This is a genomic window from Agromyces larvae (genome assembly GCF_022811705.1).
In the GTDB taxonomy this organism is placed as follows: Bacteria; Actinomycetota; Actinomycetes; order Actinomycetales; family Microbacteriaceae; genus Agromyces; species Agromyces larvae.
Window position 1 is genome coordinate 406,520 of sequence record NZ_CP094528.1, and the last position, 19,039, is coordinate 425,558.

General features: G+C 73.1%; 18 protein-coding genes. 8 read left to right on the forward strand and 10 right to left on the reverse strand.

What is annotated here, in order from left to right; translation table 11 throughout:
- Positions 1 to 165: 165 nt before the first annotated feature.
- The 4 genes from guaB1 (at position 166) to MTO99_RS01805 (ending at position 4,603) form a co-directional block, all read left to right on the forward strand.
- The gene (gene guaB1 / locus MTO99_RS01790) at positions 166 to 1,605 is read left to right on the forward strand and encodes a GMP reductase (protein ID WP_243556452.1); all 1,440 of its coding nucleotides are present in this window, start codon (positions 166 to 168) and stop codon (positions 1,603 to 1,605) included.
- A 112-nt stretch (positions 1,606 to 1,717) separates the two neighbouring features.
- Positions 1,718 to 3,058, forward strand: a complete 1,341-nt coding sequence (locus MTO99_RS01795; RefSeq protein WP_243556454.1) for a hemolysin family protein — start codon at positions 1,718 to 1,720, stop codon at positions 3,056 to 3,058.
- Positions 3,055 to 4,092 (forward strand): hemolysin family protein, encoded by a 1,038-nt coding sequence (locus tag MTO99_RS01800; protein WP_243556456.1) that lies wholly within the window; start codon positions 3,055 to 3,057, stop codon positions 4,090 to 4,092. Before MTO99_RS01795 ends, MTO99_RS01800 begins: the two co-directional genes overlap by 4 nt.
- Before the next feature lie 76 nt (positions 4,093 to 4,168).
- Positions 4,169 to 4,603, forward strand: coding sequence for a VOC family protein (locus tag MTO99_RS01805; protein ID WP_243556458.1), 435 nt, complete (start codon positions 4,169 to 4,171; stop codon positions 4,601 to 4,603).
- Between the two features lie 12 nt (positions 4,604 to 4,615).
- Here the strand turns inward: MTO99_RS01805 and MTO99_RS01810 are convergent, their stop codons facing one another.
- Positions 4,616 to 5,701, reverse strand: coding sequence for an NADH:flavin oxidoreductase/NADH oxidase (locus tag MTO99_RS01810; protein ID WP_243558887.1), 1,086 nt, complete (start codon positions 5,699 to 5,701; stop codon positions 4,616 to 4,618).
- Positions 5,702 to 5,763: 62 nt separating this feature from the next.
- Positions 5,764 to 6,399 carry an HAD family hydrolase gene (locus MTO99_RS01815; RefSeq protein WP_243556460.1) on the reverse strand — a complete coding sequence of 212 codons (636 nt, stop codon included), beginning with the start codon at positions 6,397 to 6,399 and terminating at the stop codon, positions 5,764 to 5,766.
- Positions 6,400 to 6,422: 23 nt separating this feature from the next.
- Here MTO99_RS01815 and MTO99_RS01820 point away from each other — a divergent pair, with 23 nt between their 5' ends.
- A complete protein-coding gene (locus MTO99_RS01820; protein ID WP_243556461.1) occupies positions 6,423 to 7,277 on the forward strand; it encodes an ADP-dependent NAD(P)H-hydrate dehydratase in 855 nt (284 codons plus the stop codon).
- 2 nt (positions 7,278 to 7,279) lie between these two features.
- Here MTO99_RS01820 and MTO99_RS01825 read toward each other — a convergent pair whose 3' ends face one another.
- From MTO99_RS01825 to MTO99_RS01835, 3 genes are all read right to left on the reverse strand, one after another.
- Positions 7,280 to 8,020: an amino acid ABC transporter ATP-binding protein gene (locus MTO99_RS01825; RefSeq protein WP_243556463.1), complete on the reverse strand. Its 741-nt coding sequence runs from the start codon at positions 8,018 to 8,020 to the stop codon at positions 7,280 to 7,282.
- Positions 8,017 to 8,895, reverse strand: a complete 879-nt coding sequence (locus MTO99_RS01830; RefSeq protein ID WP_243556465.1) for an amino acid ABC transporter permease — start codon at positions 8,893 to 8,895, stop codon at positions 8,017 to 8,019. The genes MTO99_RS01825 and MTO99_RS01830 overlap by 4 nt, the downstream gene beginning before the upstream one ends.
- 64 nt (positions 8,896 to 8,959) lie before the next feature.
- Entirely contained in the window at positions 8,960 to 9,793 is an 834-nt protein-coding gene (locus MTO99_RS01835) for an ABC transporter substrate-binding protein (protein WP_243556467.1), read from the reverse strand.
- A 126-nt stretch (positions 9,794 to 9,919) separates the two neighbouring features.
- On the opposite strand from MTO99_RS01835, the gene MTO99_RS01840 reads away from it, so the two are divergent.
- From MTO99_RS01840 to MTO99_RS01850, 3 genes are read left to right on the forward strand one after another with little or no spacing between them, the layout of a single operon-like run.
- On the forward strand, positions 9,920 to 11,182 hold the full coding sequence (locus MTO99_RS01840; protein ID WP_243556469.1) for a hypothetical protein: 1,263 nt from the start codon (positions 9,920 to 9,922) through the stop codon (positions 11,180 to 11,182).
- Complete coding sequence (locus tag MTO99_RS01845) at positions 11,182 to 11,490, forward strand: thiamine-binding protein (protein WP_243556471.1); 309 nt, start codon at positions 11,182 to 11,184, stop codon at positions 11,488 to 11,490. The genes MTO99_RS01840 and MTO99_RS01845 overlap by 1 nt, the downstream gene beginning before the upstream one ends.
- Positions 11,491 to 11,547: 57 nt before the next feature.
- Entirely contained in the window at positions 11,548 to 12,822 is a 1,275-nt protein-coding gene (locus MTO99_RS01850; RefSeq protein WP_243556473.1) for an MFS transporter, read from the forward strand.
- 83 nt (positions 12,823 to 12,905) lie between these two features.
- Here the strand turns inward: MTO99_RS01850 and MTO99_RS01855 are convergent, their stop codons facing one another.
- From MTO99_RS01855 to MTO99_RS01875, 5 genes are all read right to left on the reverse strand, one after another.
- Positions 12,906 to 13,553, reverse strand: a complete 648-nt coding sequence (locus MTO99_RS01855; RefSeq protein ID WP_243556474.1) for a response regulator transcription factor — start codon at positions 13,551 to 13,553, stop codon at positions 12,906 to 12,908.
- Positions 13,554 to 14,813, reverse strand: a complete 1,260-nt coding sequence (locus tag MTO99_RS01860) for a hypothetical protein (protein WP_243556475.1) — start codon at positions 14,811 to 14,813, stop codon at positions 13,554 to 13,556.
- Positions 14,810 to 15,967 carry a sensor histidine kinase gene (locus tag MTO99_RS01865; protein WP_243556476.1) on the reverse strand — a complete coding sequence of 386 codons (1,158 nt, stop codon included), beginning with the start codon at positions 15,965 to 15,967 and terminating at the stop codon, positions 14,810 to 14,812. Before MTO99_RS01865 ends, MTO99_RS01860 begins: the two co-directional genes overlap by 4 nt.
- A gap of 114 nt (positions 15,968 to 16,081) precedes the next feature.
- Complete coding sequence (gene metX, locus MTO99_RS01870) at positions 16,082 to 17,287, reverse strand: homoserine O-acetyltransferase MetX (RefSeq protein WP_243556477.1); 1,206 nt, start codon at positions 17,285 to 17,287, stop codon at positions 16,082 to 16,084.
- A gap of 289 nt (positions 17,288 to 17,576) precedes the next feature.
- Entirely contained in the window at positions 17,577 to 18,902 is a 1,326-nt protein-coding gene (locus MTO99_RS01875; protein WP_243556478.1) for a bifunctional o-acetylhomoserine/o-acetylserine sulfhydrylase, read from the reverse strand.
- Positions 18,903 to 19,039 lie beyond the last annotated feature (137 nt).

Here is a 19,039-nt window from a genome sequence, read left to right on the forward strand (position 1 = left end):
CTCTCTCCGTTGATTGCGTTTCAGATCGGCGCGCACAGAAGCGCGCGGATCACCCGTACCAGCCTAAACCCCCGCCGAAGCGGCGAGGGACATGCGCGCCGCGCCGCCGCCCGCGCCGGAGCACGCCGTACCCGCGCGGGAGCACGCCGCGGGTAGCGTTGCACCATGGAGTTCTACCGCACCTCTCCGTCGCACGATCTCACGTACTCCGACGTGTTCCTGGTGCCGAGTCGGTCGGCGGTGACGAGCCGCCTCGACGTCTCGCTCGCCACGAGCGACGGGTCGGGGGCGACGATCCCGATCGTGTCGGCGAACATGAACTCGGTGACCGGGCCGCGGCTGGCCGCCTCGCTGGCCCGGCGCGGCGGTCTCGGCGTGCTGCCGCAGGATCTGCACCTGCAGGACCTCGCCGACGCGATCCGATGGGTGAAGGCCCAGTCGCCCCGGTTCGACACGCCGTTCGAGCTCTCGCCCGACGCGACCGCGGCCGACGCGCTCGTCGCGCTGCCGCCGGTCGCGGGCCACGGCATCGTGCTGCGCGACGACGCCGGCGAGTACGTCGGATGCATCGTGGCCGAACGGTTGGCCACGGCCCTGCCCGACGCCCGGCTCGGCGATCTCGTGCACTCGGCGATGCCCTCGATCGACGCCGAGGACGTGGCATCCCCGCGCCGGGCGTTCGACCTGATGGCCGACGCCGGCCTCGAGTTCGCGCCGGTGCTCGAGCACGGCCGGGTGGTCGGCACGCTGAGCCGGCGCAGCGCGCTGCGCGGCACCGTGTACGAGCCCAACCTCGACGGGCAGGGGCGCCTGCGCGTCGCCGCGGCGATCGGCATCAACGGCGACGCGGCGGCCAAGGCTCGGGCGCTCGCCGAGGCCGGAGTCGACCTGCTCGTGATCGACACCGCCCACGGGCACCAGGACGGCATGCTGCGGGCGATCGCCGCGGTCGCCGACCTCGACCTCGGCCTGCCGATCGCGGCGGGCAACATCGTCACCGCCGACGGCGTGCGCGATCTCGTCTCGGCGGGCGCCGGGATCCTCAAGGTCGGGGTCGGTCCGGGCGCGATGTGCACGACCCGGATGATGACCGCCGTCGGCCGACCTCAGTTCTCGGCCGTGCTCGAGGCCGCCGACACCGCGCGCGAGCTCGGCGCCCGCGTCTGGGCCGACGGCGGGGTGCGGTACCCCCGCGACGTCGCCCTCGCGCTGGCGGCCGGCGCCGACGCGGTGATGATCGGGTCGTGGTTCGCGGGCACCATCGAGGCTCCGGGGACACTGCGCTCCGATGCATCCGGCCGCCTGTACAAGGAGAGCTGGGGCATGGCCTCGACGAAGGCCGTCCGCGAGCGCTTCGACCGCCTGAGCGCGTACGAGCTCGCCCGGCGCGAGCTGTTCGCCGAGGGCATCTCGTCGTCGTCGATCTACCTCGACCCCCAGCGGCCCTCGATCGAGGACCTGCTCGACATGATCACCTCGGGCGTGCGCAGCTCGTTCACCTACGCCGGCGCTCGCACCCTCGCGGAGTTCCGCGAGCGGGCGCTCGTGGGCATCCAATCGGCCGCCGGATACGAGGAGGGCAAGGCGCTCCCGGTGAGCTGGTGAGGGCGGGATCGGCCCGCCCCGCGTCGATATACTGAGCCGACCATGGACGATCCTCCCTCTGCGAATCCGGCCTCCCACAGACCCTCGCCCGTGACCGATCGGGGAGGTGCGGATGTCTGAGTGGATCCTGCTCGGCATCGGCCTCCTGCTGACCATCGGCACGGGCTTGTTCGTCGCCAGCGAGTTCGCGCTGGTGAACCTCGATCGTGCTGACCTCGAGGCGCGCCGCGAGCGCGGCGAGACCCGGCTCGGCATGACCATCGCCGCGCTGAAGATCACCTCGACCCACCTGTCGAGCGCGCAGCTGGGCATCACGCTCACGACCCTGCTCACCGGCTACACGATGGAGCCGGCGATCTCGTCGCTGCTCGCGCCGTCGCTCGCGGCGGTCGGCGTGCCCGACGCCCTCGTGCGGCCGATCGGCGCGACCACCGCGGTGGTGATCGCCACGCTGCTGTCGATGGTGCTCGGCGAGCTGGTGCCGAAGAACTTCGCCCTCGCGCTGCCGCTGGCCACCGCGAAGGCGGTCATGCCGTTCCAGACCGCGTTCTCGTGGGTGTTCCGCCCCGCCGTGGCCGTGCTGAACGGCAGCGCGAACGGGATCCTGCGCGCGGTCGGCATCGAGCCGAAGGAGGAGCTGTCGGGGGCGCGCAGCGCGGAGGAGCTCTCCTCGCTCGTACGCCGGTCGGCCAGCGCCGGGCTGCTCGAGGAGGACACGGCGACGCTGCTCGGCCGCACTCTGCGGTTCAGCGAGCACGATGCGGGCGACGTGATGACGCCCCGCCCGCGACTGGCCGCGGTGCAGCGGCTGGAGCCCGCCTCCGCGGTGCTCGAGCTGGCCAGGAGGACCGGGTACTCGCGGTTCCCGGTCTACGACGAGAACCTCGACGACATGGTCGGCATCGTGCACGTGAAGCAGGCGGTCGCGGTGCCGCGCGAACGACGCGGCGACGTGCCGACGTCGGCGCTGCAGTCCGAGGCGCTGCGCGTGCCCGAGACGATGAAGCTCGACACGCTGCTCGGCGAACTGCGCGGGCGCGGGTTCCAGATGGCGGTCGTCGTCGACGAGTACGGCGGCACGGCCGGCGTCGCGACCCTCGAGGACTTGGTCGAGGAGCTCGTCGGCGAGGTCGCCGACGAGCACGACCGCACCCGGGCCGGCATCGTGCGCCGCGGCGACGTGGTGAGCTTCCCCGGCATCCTGCGGCCCGACGAGCTGCTCGAGCGCACCGGCATCCGGGTCCCCGAGAACGGCGACTACGAGACCGTGGCCGGATTCGTGATGGCCGAGCTCGGCGCGCTGCCCGTCGTCGGCGACGAGGTCTCGATCGAGCAGGGCACGCTGCGCGTGCAGCGGCTCGACGGCCGGCGCATCGACCGCCTGCGGTTCGAGCCGACCGCCGAGCCGGTCGCCGACCGCGTCGACGACGTGCACGAGGAGGGCCGGCGATGAGCGACTGGGCGGGCCTCGCGTGGCTCGTCGTGCTGCTGATCGGCAACGCGTTCTTCGTGGGCGCCGAGTTCGCGGTGATCTCGGCGCGCCGCAGCCAGATCGAGCCGCTCGCGGAGCAGGGCCGGCGCAGCGCGAAGACGGCGCTGTGGGCGATGGAGCACGCGACGCTGATGCTCGCGATGAGCCAGCTCGGCATCACGATCTGCTCGCTGCTCATCCTGAACGTGTCCGAGCCGGCGATCCACCACCTGCTCGAGGCGCCGCTGCACCTCACCGGCTGGTCGGAGGATGCGGTCGGCACGATCGCGTTCGTCATCACCCTCGTGCTGGTCTCGTACCTGCACGTCGTGTTCGGCGAGATGGTGCCGAAGAACCTCTCGTTCTCGGTGCCCGACCGGGCGGTGCTGCTGCTCGCGCCGCCGCTGGTGTTCCTCGCGCGCGTGTTCCGGCCGGTGATCGTGGCGCTGAACGCGACCGCGAACGGCGTGCTGCGGCTGTTCCGGGTCGAGCCGAAGAGCGAGGCGACCTCGACGTTCACGCTCGAGGAGGTGCAGACCATCGTCGACCAGTCGCGTCGCGAGGGCGTGCTCGAGGACGCGAGCGGCACGCTCACGGCCGCGTTCGAGTTCACCTCGAAGTGCGTGCGGGATGTCGCGGTGCCGGCGTCGGGGCTCGTCAGCCTGCCGTCCGATGCGACGCCGGCCGATGTCGAGCGCGCCGTCGCGCGGCACGGCTTCAGCCGGTACGTGCTGCTCGACGCCGACGGCGAGCCGCACGGCTACGTGCACCTGAAGGACGTGATCGATCTCGACGACGACGAGTTCGACGATCCGATCCCGGCCAAGCGGGTGCGGCGGCTGGTCTCGATCTTCGACGGCACCGACCTCGAGGACGCGCTCGCGACGCTGCGCCGGCTCGGCACGCACGTGGCGCGGGCGTTCGACGAAGCCGGCGAGACGACCGGGGTGATCTTCCTCGAGGACATCATCGAGGAGCTCGTCGGCGAGGTGCAGGACGCGACCCGGCGCGGGTGAGCCGTCCGTCCGCCGCCGCGGATCCGGCCGGCAGGGCCGGCGTAGACTGCCGCCGACCAAGAACCGAGGAATCATCATGTTCGAGAAGCTCATGGCGACGGCAGTGCTTCCGGCGGCGGACCTCGATCGCGCGAAGCAGTGGTGGCACGACGTGCTCGGCCGCGACCCCGTGTGGTCGGAGGACGAGGGCGAGATCGCCTTCTACGACATCGGCGGCACCGTCGTCCTCGTGTACCGCACCGACTACGCCGGCACCGCCCGGAACACCGCGCTCAACCTCATGACCGACGACCTCGACCGGGACATGACCGCCCTGCGGACCCGCGGCGTCGTGTTCCACGACTACGACCTGCCCGGCGTGACGACCGTCGACGGCGTAGCCGAGACGGGCGAGGAGCGCACCGCGTGGTTCAGCGACAGCGAGGGCAACATCATCGCCCTCGGCCAACCCTCCGCGCAGATGCGAGAACTCGCGACGAAGCTGCGTTCGTCGTCGGCCGGGACGGGGTGAGTCGCCCGCCGATCACCACTCGCCGTCGTTGACGGCGGGCCGGGCACGCAGGTACGGCACCGGCCACATCGAGGTGTCGGCGCCGAGTTCGTGCGCGGCGCGCATCGCGAAGTGCGGGTCGCGCATCATCGCCTTGCCGAACATCACGGCGTCGACCCGGCCCGACGCGACCAGTTCCTCGGCGTGCGCCGGCGACGTGATGCGACCCACCGCCGAGACGGCGACCCCGCCCGCGTCGCGCACCCGCTCGGCATGCGGCACCTGATAGCCGGGGCCGGTCGGGATGTGCGCGTCGGCGACGAGTCCGCCGGTCGAGATGTCGAAGAAATCGGCGCCCGCCTCCTGCGCCCAGCGGGCGACGGTCGCGGTCTGCGCTTCGTCCCACCCGCCGTCGACCCAGTCGGTCGCCGAGAACCGCACGAACAGGGGCATCCGCTCGCCGATCTCGGCGCGCACCGCGCGCACGATCTCGAGCAGCAGCCGCGCCCGCCCGGCGAGGTCGCCGCCCCACGCGTCGTCGCGACGGTTCGACAGCGGTGAGAGGAACTGGTGCAGCAGGTAGCCGTGCGCGGCATGCACCTCGACCAGGTCGAACTCCGCGGCGACGGCGCGCCGCGCCGCCTGCCGGAAGTCGTCGATCGTCGCGCGGATGCCCGCCTCGTCGAGCGCGACGGGCGCGCGGTACCCCTCGAACGCGATCGGCGACGCGGACACCGTCGGCCAGCCGCCCGCATCGAGCGGCTGCGACCCCGGCCGGCGCAGCGGCTCGGGCCAGACCGACGCCTTGCGGCCCGCGTGCGCGAGCTGGATGCCCGATGCGGCGCCCTGCGACCGGATGAACCGGGTGATGCGTCGCCAGGCGGCGACCTGCTCGTCGTTCCAGATGCCGGTGTCGTAGTCGGAGATGCGCCCGACCGGGTTGACCGCCGTCGCCTCGGCGATCACGAGGCCCGCGCCGCCCGCGGCGAACGACCCGAGGTGCACGAGTTGCCAGTCGGTCGGCACGCCGTCGCGCGCGGTCACCGAGTACTGGCAGAGCGGCGGCACCCAGATCCGGTTGCGGATCTCGAGATCGCGGATCGTGATCGGGCGGAACAGCGCGGGCGAGGACGCCTCGGCGCGCGCCGCGGCATCCGTCGTCGTCGCCTGGGCGAGCGTGCTCACGAGGCGACTCCGCGCAGCCAGGCCTCGAGGGCGGCCGCGTCGGTGAAGACGTGGCCGTCGCCGCCGATCGCCTTCGCCCCCTCCACGTTCTCGGCCTTGTTGTCGATGAAGACCAGATCGGATGCCTCGATGCCGAGGTCGGCGATCACGTGCTCGTAGATCTCGCGGCCGGGCTTGACGAGCCCGAGCTCGCCGCTGATGAAGACCCGCTCGAACAGCGGCGCGAACGAGCCGAACCGCAGCCAGCCCGCGAAGTCGGCGCCCGCGTTCGAGAGCAGACCGAGGCGCGTGCCGCCCGCGCGCAGCGCGTGCAGCACCGCGAGCGTCGCCGGGTCGACGCTCAACCAGCTGCGGTGGTCGATCGCCCACAGCTCGTGCACGTCGATCGGCGAGTAGTCGCGCCCGAGGTCGCGGCCCACCGCCGCCCAGTACTCGGCGATCGACTGCGTGCCCTGATCGAGCCCCTCGCGGTGCGCCCAGTACGCCGCCCAGAACGGCTCGGACTCGGCGCCGGCGCGCTCGAGCAGCACGGCGCGATCAGCCGTGGACGGTTCGCGCGAGATCACCTCGCCGTAGTCGAACACGACGACGCGCGGGGCGAGCGAGATGGGGGCGAGGTGTGGCCAGGGCATGCCTTCCAACCTATCGTTGGAGCATGGAGCCGAACGGCTGGCGGGAGTGGACGGCCGCGGACGCGGCCGAGTGGATCGTCGAGCCCGGGCCCGACGACGACAAGTACGCGCGAGGCGTGCTCGGCGTGATCACGGGGTCGCTCGACTACCCGGGCGCCGCGGTGCTCGGCGTCGAGGCCGCGTCGCGCGCCGGCGTCGGCATGGTGCGGTACATCGGCCCGCGCCGGGTCGCCGCCGCGGTGCTGCTCCGCCGGCCCGAGACCGTGCGCGTCGCGGGGCGGGTGCAGGCCTGGCTGCTGGGCAGCGGCATGGATGCCACGCGCCGCTCGTTCGTGCTCGCCGGCGAACTGCAGCACGCGCTCGCCTCGGGCGTGCCGATCGTGCTCGACGCCGGCGCCCTCGACCTGGTCGGCAGCCACACCGGGCCGACGATCGTCACCCCGCACGCCCGCGAGCTCGCGAACCTGCTCGCCTCGCGCGACCTGCGCTCCTCGGTCGAGGAGGTGCGCGCCGACCCCGCCGGGTGGGCCGTGCGTGCGGCTCGTGAACTCGGCACCGCCGTGCTGCTGAAAGGCGCGGTCACCCGCATCTGCGACCCCGAGGGCAGCCGGTTCACCGTGACCGCCGCGACCCACCGGCTCGCGACCGCCGGTACGGGCGACGTGCTCGGCGGCATCCTGGGCGCGCTCGTCGCCACCAACCACGCGCGGTTCGCGCACGACCGGTCCGCGCTCGCGAAGATCGCCGCGAGCGCCGCGTGGGTGCACGCCGAAGCCGGACGCCGGGCGAGCGAGGCCGTCGACGGGGGGCCGGTGACCGCGATGGACGTCGCGGGCGCCGTGCCGGCCGTCGTCGGCGGGCTGGCGCGCCGGCACTGACCTCAGCCGTGCAGCATCCGCGCCAGGAACTCGCGCGTACGCGGCTCGCGCGGTGCGGTGAACACCTCGTGCGCCGGCCCATGCTCGGCGATCCGCCCGCCGTCGAGGAACACGACCCGGTCGGCCACGTCTCGTGCGAACGCCATCTCGTGCGTGGCCATCAGAATCGTGGTGCCGCCGTCGGCCAGCGACCGCACGAGCGCGAGCACCTCGCCGACCAGCTCGGGGTCGAGTGCGCTCGTCACCTCGTCGAGCAGCAGCAGCTCGGGCTCCGTCATGATCGCGCGCACGATCGCGACCCGCTGCTGCTGCCCGCCCGAGAGCCGGTCGGGGTACGCGCCGGCGAATTCCGCCAGCCCGATCGAGGCGAGCAGCTCGCGGCCCCGCCGCTCGGCGTCGGCGCGAGGCATCCGGTGCACCAACCGAGCCGCGAGCGTCACGTTGTCGATCACCGACAGGTGCGGGAACAGGTTGTAGTGCTGGAACACCGCGCCGATGCGCGCGCGCACCCGGTCGGCATTCACCCGCGGATCGCTGATGTCCTCGCCGCGCAGCCGGATCACCCCGTCGTCGATGCGCTCGAGCAGATTCACGGTGCGCAGCAGCGTCGACTTGCCCGACCCCGAGGCGCCGATGAGGGCGACGACCTCGTGGGCGGCGACCTCGAGGTCGATGCCGCGCAGCACCTCGGAGTCGCCGAACGACTTGCGGATGCCGGTGAGGTGGAGCACCGACTCGGTCATACCAGGCTCCCGACCTGCTCGCGATCGCGCATGCGCGCGCTCAGCCAGTCGGTCAGCCGGATCGTCGGCCACGCCAGCAGCACGAACAGCAGGCCGGCGACGACGTACGGCGTGTAGTTGAAGAAGTGCGCGACCTCGATCTGCGCACCCCGCACCGCGTCGACCGCGCCGAGCACCGAGATGAGCCCGACGTCCTTCTGCATGGCGACGAAGTCGTTCATGAGCGCCGGGGTCACCTTGCGCAGCGCCTGCGGCACGACCACCCGGCGCATCGTCTGCCCGTGCGTCAGGCCGAGGGCGCGCGCGGCGAGCCGCTGCGACGGATGCACCGCCTCGAAGCCGGCCCGCAGCACCTCGGACACGTACGCCGAGTACACGATGACGATCGCGACCGTGCCCCACACGGCGACGGGCACGCGCGGGAAGAACTCGAGGGCCGGCACGCCGAAGCCGATGAGGTACAGCATGATGATCAGCGGCACGCCGCGGAACAGATCGGTGTAGCCGGTCGCGAGCGCGCGCAGCGGGAAGAACACCGGCCCGCGCAGCGTGCGCAGCGTCGCGAGCAGCAGGCCGACGAGCGCGACGCCGACCGCGGCGAACACGAGCACCTGGAGGTTCAGCCAGAGCCCCGCGATGATGCGCGGGAACGAGGCGACCGCGACATCCCAGTCGAAGAAGGTCTGCTGCACCCGGCTCCAACCGGGTGAGAGCAGCACCGCCCCGATCACGACCACGGCGAACACGAGCGTGCTCGCCGCGCTGATCAGCACCGACCGGCCGGTCTGCCGACGCCGGTACGCGCGCCGCGCGAACTCGACCTCGCTCGGGCCGGCTGAGGAGCCGTGCGGCGGGTCGGTCGTGGCGGCGGTCACGCGCCCATGCTCGCGCACGCGCGCGGCGGAGCATCCGATGCCACGCCGCCGCGACCGCCGCAGCTCACCGCGGCACCGGCGCGGTGTCGTCGCTGCCCAGCCACTGCTCGGCCAGCGCGTCCAGGGTGCCGTCCTCGCGGAGCGCGTCGACCGCGGCGGTCACCCGCTCGGTCAACGGCGAGCCCTTGGCGAGCACCAGGCCGAACTCGTCGCCGGCCCCCGCCGTGGGCAGCTGGCCGATGATGAGGCCGCCGTCGAGCTCGGCGCCGGTCAGGTAGAACGCGGTCGGCAGGTCGACCACGATCGCGTCGACCGTGCCCGACTGCAGCGCCAGCTTCGCGTCGTCGTTCGTGTTGAACACCTGCGCACCCTGGTCGGGCGCGATCGCCTGCTCGATCGCGTCGAAGCTGGTGGTGCCCGTCTGGGCGCCGATGAGCAGCGGCTTCAGGTCGGCGATCGACGTCGCGCCCGCCGCCGGTGAGCCCTCGACGGTGATGACGACCTGCGTGGTCTCGTAGTACGGCGACGAGAAGTCGACCGCCTCGGCCCGCTCGGGCGTGATCGAGAACTGCTGCAGGTTGATGTCGAAGTCCTTCGGCCCTGGGGCGATCGCCTGGTCGAAGGTGGTGCGCACCCAGACGACGTCCTCCTTCGCGAAGCCGAGCTGCTCGGCGACCGCGAACGCGACCGCCGACTCGAAGCCCTCGCCCGATTCGGGGGTGTCGTCGATGACCCACGGGAAGTACGCCGGCTCGCCGGTGCCGACGGTGAACTTGCCCTCGGTGACGAAGTCGCCCCCGGACCCGGTGTCGGCGGAGTCGCCGCCCGCGGTGCAGCCGGTCAGGGCGAGCGCCGCCGCAGCGGCGACGGCGAGGACGAGGAGCGGTCGACGTGACATGGTGGCCTCCGGAACGGATGGGGTCGGGGTCATTCAAGGATGCCTCGACACGACCCGCGCGGTCGCGGACGTGTCGGAGCATGACGTTCGAGGGGCGCGGCTCGAGCCTCGGATAGGCTCGCTCGCATGACGGTGGGAGCCGCGCGCCGGGCGCTGGGCGGGCGGGCGGCGCTCTGGATCGCCTTCGCCGTCGCCCACCTCCTCGTGGCGCTGCTCGGGCTCTGGGGCTTCGGCTGGCCGCTCGGCGACCTCGCGACCTACCGGGCGTGGGCGCAGGAAGCCGACTTCGGCGCGGTGCGGATGGGCATCGACGTGCCGTGGGTGTACCCGATCCTGGCGTTCGCGCCGATGGCGGCAGCGCTCGCGCTCGGCCACGAATGGTACGACCAGGCGTGGCTGGCGATCGTCACCGGCCTCGACGCGATCGCGTTCGCGATCCTGCTCGGCCGCGGCGTGCTCACGCGGGGTCGACGGGCCGCGGCGTGGTGGTGGATGGGCTTCGCGGTGCTGCTCGGCCCGGTCGCGCTCGGCCGCATCGACGCGGTCACCGTGCCGTTCGCGGTCGTCGGGCTGCTCGTCGCGCTCGGCCGCCCCCGCGTCGCCGCGACCCTGCTCACCGTGGGCGCGTGGATCAAAGTGTGGCCCGCCGCCCTGATCGGCGCGCTCATGGTGGCGGTGCGGCGTCGCGCGGAGGTGGCGGTCATCGCCGTCGCCCTCAGCGCGGGCGTGCTCGGCGTGTCGCTGCTGGCCGGTTCGGGGCTGAACGCGCTCGGCTTCATCGGCGAGCAGACCGGGCGGGGGCTGCAGGTCGAGTCGCCCGGCGCGGTGCCGTTCCTCTGGATGATCGCCGCCGGCGACGCGACGCACCGGGTGTACTACGACCGCGACATCCTGACCTATCAGCTGCTCGGACCGGGCACCGCCGACGTGGCGTGGTGGTCGACGCCCGCGCTCGTCGTCGCCGTGGCCGCCGTCGTCGTCGTGGGCGTGCGGGCGGTGCGGCGCGGTGCGAGCGCCGGGCGCCTCCTCGCCCCGCTCTCGCTCGCGTTCGTGACGGTGCTGGTGCTGGCGAACAAGGTCGGTTCGCCGCAGTTCGCGACCTGGCTGATCGCACCCGTCGTGCTGCAGACGGTGCTCGATCGCCGGCGCGCGCTGGTTCCGGCCCTCGCGGGCCTGGGCGTGGCGCTGTCGACCCACCTCGTCTACCCGTACCTCTACGGCTGGCTGCTGATCGCCGACCCCGCCCTCGTGCTCGTGCTCACGCTGAAGGTGGCGCTGCTGATGCTGCTGCTCGCCTGGGCGGTGCGCGCGGTGTGGCAGGCTGGATCCGCGCCGGGACGGCGCGCCGATCGCCCGGTCGGCGCCGGCCGTTCGGCAGGGGAGGAATGATGCTGGTTGCGTTCTCGGTCGCCCCGAGCGGCACCGGTCGAGCGGATGGCTCGGTGCACGACGCCGTCGCGGCGGCCGTGAAGATCGTGCGCGAGTCGGGGCTGCCCAACCGCACGACGTCGATGTTCACCGAGATCGAGGGCGAGTGGGACGAGGTCTTCGACGTGGTGCGTCGCGCGACCGAGGCGGTGGGCGAGTACGGCTCGCGGGTGTCGCTCGTGCTGAAGGCCGACATCCGCCCGGGGTACTCGGGCGAGCTCGACGCCAAGGTGGAACGGCTCGAACGGGCGATCGACGCGGGCGACTGACCCTCGTTCGCGCGACGGGGCTCGAATCGATTCGATTTCTCTGACAGAATCGATCGGGTGACCCATTCCGACGACGGGCAGGCGACGCTGTCGCCGGCCCGCATCCGCTTCGCGCTCCTCGCGCTCGCCCTCGGCGGCTTCGGCATCGGCTCGACCGAGTTCGTCGCCATGGGGCTGCTGCCCGACATCGCCGCCGACCTGCTGCCCGGCGTCCACGCGTCGTCGCCCGAGCACGCGAACGCACAGGCCGGCTGGCTGATCTCGGCATACGCGCTCGGCGTGGTCGTCGGCGCGCCCACCATCGCCGCGGCCGCCGCCCGCTGGCCGCGCCGCCGGCTGCTGCTGGCACTGCTGACCGCGTTCACGCTCGGCACCGTGGCGTCCGCGCTGCTGCCCACCTTCGGGCTCGTGCTCGTCGCCCGGTTCGTCGCGGCCCTGCCGCACGGCGCGTACTTCGGCATCGCCTCGCTCGTCGCCGCGAGCCTCATGGGGCCGGGCAAACGCGGCCAGGGCGTCGCGCTCGTGCTCTCGGGCCTCACGATCGCGAACGTCGTCGGCGTGCCCGCGATCACCTGGCTCGGCCAAGTCACCGACTGGCGCATCGCCTACCTCGCGGTCGCCGGCATCTTCGCCGCGACCTTCCTCGCCGTGCTCGTCGCCGTGCCCTGGCAGCCCGGCGACCCCGACGCGACGATCGCGCGCGAACTGCGCGCGTTCAGCCGGCTCCAGGTCTGGTTCGCGCTCGCGATCGGTGCGATCGGGTTCGGCGGCCTGTTCGCCGTCTACACCTACGTGGCGCCGCTCGCGACCGAGGTCACCGGGCTGGACGCCGCGGCGGTGCCCGTCGTGCTCGTCGTCATCGGCCTCGGCATGACGGTCGGCAACCTCATCGGCGGCCGGCTCGCCGACTGGAGCGTGCGCCGCTCGATGTACCTGTTCTTCGCGGTGCTCGCCGCCGCGCTCGTGCTGCTCGGGTTCGCCGCGACCACCGTCGTCGGCCTCGGCGCCGGGGTGTTCCTCGTCGGGGCGTCGTCGGCTGCGCTCTCGCCGACCATCCAGACCCGGCTGATGGACGTCGCCCGCGACAGCCAGTCGATCGCCGCCGCGCTCAACCACTCGGCGCTGAACATCGGCAACAGCCTCGGCGCCGCGCTCGGCGGTGCGGCGATCGCGGCCGGCTTCGGCTACGTCGCCCCCGTCTGGATCGGCCTCGCGCTCACCGGCGCGGGCATCGTGCTCGCGCTCGCGAGCTTCGCACTCGACCGTGCACGACGCCGCCGCGGGGTGGACGTGCCCGGCGTGACCGCCGCCATCGCCGTCGTCGAGGGCTGAGCGGCAGAGCGGGAACGGATGCGTCGCCGCGAGGCATCCGGCCATGACCGCCCTCGTGGCGCGCGAGACGCGAGCCGCGCGCGTCAGTCGGTCTGCAGCAGGATGCCGTCGGCGATCGCGCGCTTGCGCAGCGCCACCTTCGTGCCCACGTCGTAGCCGGCGACCCGGTACTTCTCGCGGATGCGCTTCAGGTAGCTCTTCGCCGTCTCCTCCGAGATGCCGAGCTGGAACGCGACCGCCTTCACCGGCTGCCCGGCGCCGTACAGGGCCATCACCCGGCGCTCCTGCGCCGACAGCTTCGGCGACTGCGCGCCGTCGGCCAGCGTCGCCTCGACCTCGGGGGTGAGGAACAGGTCGCCCGAGTGCGCGGCCCGGATCGCCTCGACGATGGTCTCGACCGGCTCGGACTTCGGCAGATACCCGAGCGCTCCCGCCGCGAGGGCGCCGCGCACCTGCTCGGGCTCGGAGTAGGTGCTGATGAGCAGCGTCTGCGCCCCCGCCGCCTTCAGCGTGGGCAGCTTGATCTGCACCGGGATGTTGTCCTTGAGGTCGAGGTCGAGCAGCACCACGTCGACCGGGAACTCGGGACTGGCCAGCAACTCGGACCACGACGGCACCGCCGCGGCGACCGTGATGTCGGTGGCAGCGGTGCGCAGCCACTCGCTCAGTGCGCCGAGCAGCATGCGGTGATCGTCGACGATCGCGAGACGGATGGGAGCAGGGGAGGGCATCTAGGCTCCTCGGTGTCGGGCGCCCTGGGGGGGCGCGTTCGGTACACGGTGGTGCGGTTCGATTCGTCCGTCGATCTCGATCCCGAATCCGTCGGATGCAGCGAACGTGCGGTGGCTACCAACCGTACCCACCGCCTCCCAGATCGCGGGATCGAGATGACGAGGTTGGACGTCGGACACCGTGACGACGACCCGGAGGCCCTCGGGGCGCGGATCGTCGTCACCGTCGTCGGCGGTGATCTGCACCACGACGCGCGCGGTGGCACGGCGCGGCCGGGCGCCCACGAGCATCCACAGCACGAGGAGCAGGCCCTCGCGCTGGGTCGCGGTGAGCTGGGCGGCCAGTCCGGTCGGGTCGTCGACGGTGACGTGTCCGCTGAGGTACGCCGACTCGGTCACGGCATGGCGCAGCCAGGTGTCGGTGCGACCCTCGATCAGGCGCACGCGCAGCCGGGCGGCCAGCTCGCCGGCCAGCTCGGACGCCTCGGGCGGCAGGGGGATCGCGACCCGACCCGACCCGACGTCCTCCAAGAGGTCCTCGGCGTCGCGGTCGAGGTTCACGAGCTCCTCCGAGGCGCGCATGCCGACCGCCGACTCGGGCGTCGTGACCGTGCTCTGCACGAGGCTCAGGTCGACCTCCCGGCGCACCAGGCGGCGGAACCCCTCGATCGCCGTCACGCCGAGCACCATCGGCAGCACCGCCGACGCCGCGATCGCGAGACCGAGCACGAGGGCGCGACCCGCATCCGGCTGCCACAACGCCTCGACGGCGAGCACGACACCGACCGCGCAGGCGGCGACGAGCGGCGTGCGGGTGCGGCGCATGGCCGCGATCGGCAGCAGCGCGGCGGCGGCCGCGACGGCCGCGGTCGGCGTGATGCCGAGGTGCAGCCGGCCCGCCGTCGCCGACACGTCGAGGGCGACGACCGCCGCGAGCCCCACGAGCGCGCCCGCCAGCAACCAGGTGGGCACGGCGAAGCCGCTCGCGACGACCGCGATCGCGGCCGCCACGCCGAGCGTCGCGAGCAGGATCCACGCCGGCCACGACCCCGTGCCGGGCGGGAAGACGGGCGCCTGGATGAGCGCATGCACCAGATGCCCCGCGGCGAGGAACCCTGCGGCGACCGCGATGCCGGTGGCCAGCCGCCGACCGCCGTGGCCGGCGTGCACGTTGCCGGCGGCCTCGGCCGACCGGGCGGGGCGACGGAAGCCGCGCTCGCGTCCGGGGCGGGCGGCGGTCTCGTCGAAAGCGGCGGTCACGGCTTCGGCACCTCGAGCATCACGGTGGTGCCGGTGCCCGGCGATGAGAACACGCGGGCCCGCCCGCCGACCGCGTCGAGCCGGCCCACGACCGACTCGGCGAACCCGAGCCGCGCCCGGTCGACCGAGCCCGGCTCGAACCCGGCGCCCGAGTCGGTGACCATCGCGCGGACGGTGCGGTCGTCGTCGGTCACCGTGACATCGGCCTCGGTGACGCCGGAGTGCCGGCGCACGTTCTCGAGGCACTCGCCGAGGGCGCCGACGAGCGCATCGAGCGTGTCGCGGGGCAGGGCCAGCTGGCCGGTGCCGTGCCAGCTGACATCGAGTCCCATCCGCGAGAACCGCTGCCGCACCGACTCGAACGTCGTGCTGAGGCTGCCCACCTCGGCGTCGGGCGAGAACACCGCCGACGTGCCCGCGTCGAGCGGGGCGCCGAGCCGGAGCATCCGCAGCAGCCGCGCGTCGTCGCTCGCCTGCTGACGCAGCGCCGCCGTGCCCACGCCGACCCCCGAGTGGGCGAGCAGGCTCAGGGTGGCCAGCACCGTGTCGTGCAGCACACGCGCGTCCTGCCGGCGCTGGGCGGCGAGCTCGCTCGCCATCCGCTCGGCCTGATGCGCGCGACCGACCTCCTCGATGCGTTCCGCGGTGCGCTCGATGGCGAGATCCAGCCAACGCCCGAGCGAGGCGGCGGCGAGCCATCCGACCGCGACGGCCAGCACCGCGGCACCCGTCGGGCGGCCGACCAGCGCGAGCACCCCGTAGACCGCGAGCACCCCCGCGAGGGCACCCGCGACGATCCACCCGCCGTGCGGGCGGACGATGAGCATGATCGCGGTCGACGCGGCCGCGACGCCGCCGACCGCCGCCGCGACCGTCGAGGCGATCGGGTCGGCCGTGCGATCGGGGGCGATCAGGACCACGGTCATCAGCGCCACCACCACGACGCCGAGCAGCGGCACGACTCCGCCGCGGCGGGTCGCGAACACGAGCAGGCCGCCGAGCGCGACGAGCAGCCCGGCGCCGGCGATCTGGGCGGGGACCGGCGCGGTGCCGGGCACGACGAGACCGGCGAGGGCGCCGGCCGCTCCGGTGATGCCGGCGACGCGCGCGACACGCCGCAACAGGCGGTCGCGTTCCTTCAGGATCCGCTTCATGTTCCTCCGGGCCGACCCGATCGGTGCGGCCGGGGCGGCCTCTCGCAGGAAGCGTACCGCGTTGCGGCGCGCCGATCCGAGAGTGAAGGCTCCGCACCCCCCGAGCTGGGGGCGTCAGGCGGCGAGCAGGCGTGCGATCTGCTCGCCGACGAACGCGTCCTCGATGAGGAACGCATCGTGCCCGTACTCGCTGGACAGCAGCACCGGCTCGGACCCGTGCACGAGGGTGGGCACGTGCGCCGCGATCTCGCGCTGCCCGTCGAGCCCGAAATAACGGTCGCTGTCGATGCCCAGCACGAGGGTCTTCGCACGGATGCGCCCGAGCGCGGCCGCGACCCCGCCGCGCCCGCGACCCACGTCGTGCGAGTTCATCGCCTCGGTGAGCACGAGGTAGCTGTTCGCGTCGAAGCGCCTGGTGAACCGGTTGCCGTGGAAGTCGAGGTAGCTCTCGACGGCGAACCGGCCGCCGCCGCCGAGCGGGTCGAGGCCCGACTGCCAGGAGCGCTCGAACCGGGCGTTCAGCTCGGCCGCCGACCGGTAGTTCAGCATCGCCATGCGCCGCGCGAGGGCGAGACCGCGGGTGGGCCCCTCGCCGTGGGGCAGGTCGTAGTAGTCGCCGCCCTCGAACGCCGCGTCGGCGCGGATCGCCTCGAGCTGCACCGAGTTCAGCGCGATCTGGTCGGCGGTGGCCGCCGCGGGCGCCGCGAGCACCGCGATGCGCTCGACCCGGTCGGGCGCCATGATCGCCCACTCGAGCACGTGCATGGCGCCCATCGACCCGCCGACGACCGCGGCGAACCGGTCGACGCCGATCGCGGTGGCGAAGGCGAGCTGTGCGGCGACCTGGTCGCGGATCGTGAGGAACGGGAACCGCGAGCCCCACTCGACCCCGTCGGCGGCGAGCGAGGCCGGACCGGTCGAGCCCTGGCATCCGCCGAGCACGTTCGGGGCGACGACGAACCAGCGATCGGTGTCGACGGCCAGGCCCGGGCCGACCACCCCGCCCCACCAGCCCGCGCTCGCGTGGCCCGGACCCGCCGGCCCGCGCACGTGGCTGTCGCCGGTGAGCGCGTGCAGCACGAGGACCGCGTTGTCGCGCGCGGGGGAGAGCTCGCCCCAGGTCTCGTAGGCGATCACGGCGTCGGGCACGACGCCGCCCGATTCGAGCGCGACCTCGCCGATGCGTACGAACCGGCGGTCACCGGGATGGTCGCCCACCCGCCACGCGCCGGTCGCGGGGGCCCGACCCGGCAGCTGGGTCGCCGGGAAATCGGGGATCACCCGAGCGGGCGCCGTCTCGGCGGTCGACTGCCAGTCCATGCATCCGATTCTTCCCGAGCCGGCCCCGCCGCAGGCCATTGTTACGCCCGCCCGTCCCGCCCGCCCGCCCGCCGGTCCCGCCCGCCCGTCCCGCCCGCCCCCGCTCCAGGTTCGCAATTCAGGTCGGGAGGCGTGTCGCGGGCCCGACACGCCGTTCCGGGCGGGCGACACGCCGGTGGCGACCTGAATTGCGTACATCGGGAGGGCGGGGCGGGGCGGCGGGGCGGGGGGACATGACGGATGCCACGGGCGAGGGCCCGTGGCATCCGTCGATTCTGTCGGCGACCGGCTAGACGCGCGCCGCCTCCGTCGCGGCCCGCGCGGCCGCGAACGCCTGCTCGAGGTCGGCCTTCAGGTCGTCGATGTTCTCGATGCCCACCGAGAGGCGCACGAGGCCCGGGGTCACCCCGGTGGTCAGCTGCTGCTCGGGCGTGAGCTGCGAGTGCGTGGTCGACGCGGGATGGATGACCAGCGAACGCACGTCGCCGATGTTCGCGAGGTGGCTGAACAGGTGCAGGTTGTCGACGAGTGCGCGGCCGGCGTCGACCCCGCCCTTCAGTTCGAACGACAGCACCGCGCCGACGCCCTTCGGCGCGTAGGTGTTCGCGGCCGCGTACCACGGGCTCGACGGCAGCCCCGAGTAGTTCACGCTCGCGACGTCGGCGTGCGAGTCGAGCCACTCGGCGATCTCCTGCGCGTTCTGGACGTGGCGCTCGACCCGCAGCGACAGGGTCTCGATGCCCTGGATCAGCAGCCACGCGCTGTTCGGCGAGATCGCCGAGCCGAGGTCGCGCAGCAACTGCACGCGCGCCTTGATGATGTAGGCGAGCCCGTCGCCGACCGCGGTCGTGTAGCTCGCGCCGTGGTACGAGGGGTCGGGTTCGGTCAGCCCCGGGAACTTGTCGACGTGCTTCGACCACTCGAACGTGCCGCCGTCGACGATCACGCCGCCGATGGTGGTGCCGTGCCCGCCGAGGAACTTCGTCGCCGAGTGCACCACGATGTCGGCGCCGTGCTCGAACGGGCGGATCAGGTACGGCGTGGCGATGGTGTTGTCGACGATCAGCGGGATGTTCGCCTCGTGCGCGATGTCGGCCACGCCGCGGATGTCGAGCACGTTGATCTTCGGGTTGCCGATCGTCTCGGCGAAGAACAGCTTCGTGTTCGGGCGGATCGCGCGACGCCACTCGTCGGCGTCGTCCTGGTTCTCGACGAACGTGGTCTCGATGCCGAGCTTGGCGAGCGTGTACTTGAAGAGGTTGTACGTGCCGCCGTAGATCGACGAGGAGGAGACGATGTGGTCGCCGGCCTGCGCGATGTTCAGCACCGCGAACGTCGACGCCGCCTGGCCGGACGCGAGCAGGAGCGCCCCGGTGCCGCCCTCGAGCGCGGCGATGCGCTCTTCGACGACCGCCTGGGTCGGGTTCTGGATGCGGGTGTAGATGTTGCCGAACTCGGCGAGCGCGAACAGGTTCTGCGCGTGCTCGGCGTTGTCGAACACGTACGAGGTGGTCTGGTAGATGGGCGTGGCACGGGCCTTCGTGACCGGGTCGGGTGCGGCGCCCGAGTGCACCTGCTTGGTCTCGAACTGCCAGTCGGCGGGGTTGCGGCTCATGGGTGTGGTCTCCTTCGTGCGGCGCGCGGCGGCGTCGTGATCCGACCACGGTAGGAGGGGGTCGGATGCCCGGCAACGCGGCCGGTCACGGGGCGTAACCGCCGGTCACCGGGTGGAACGGTTCGAGGGCGGTCGGA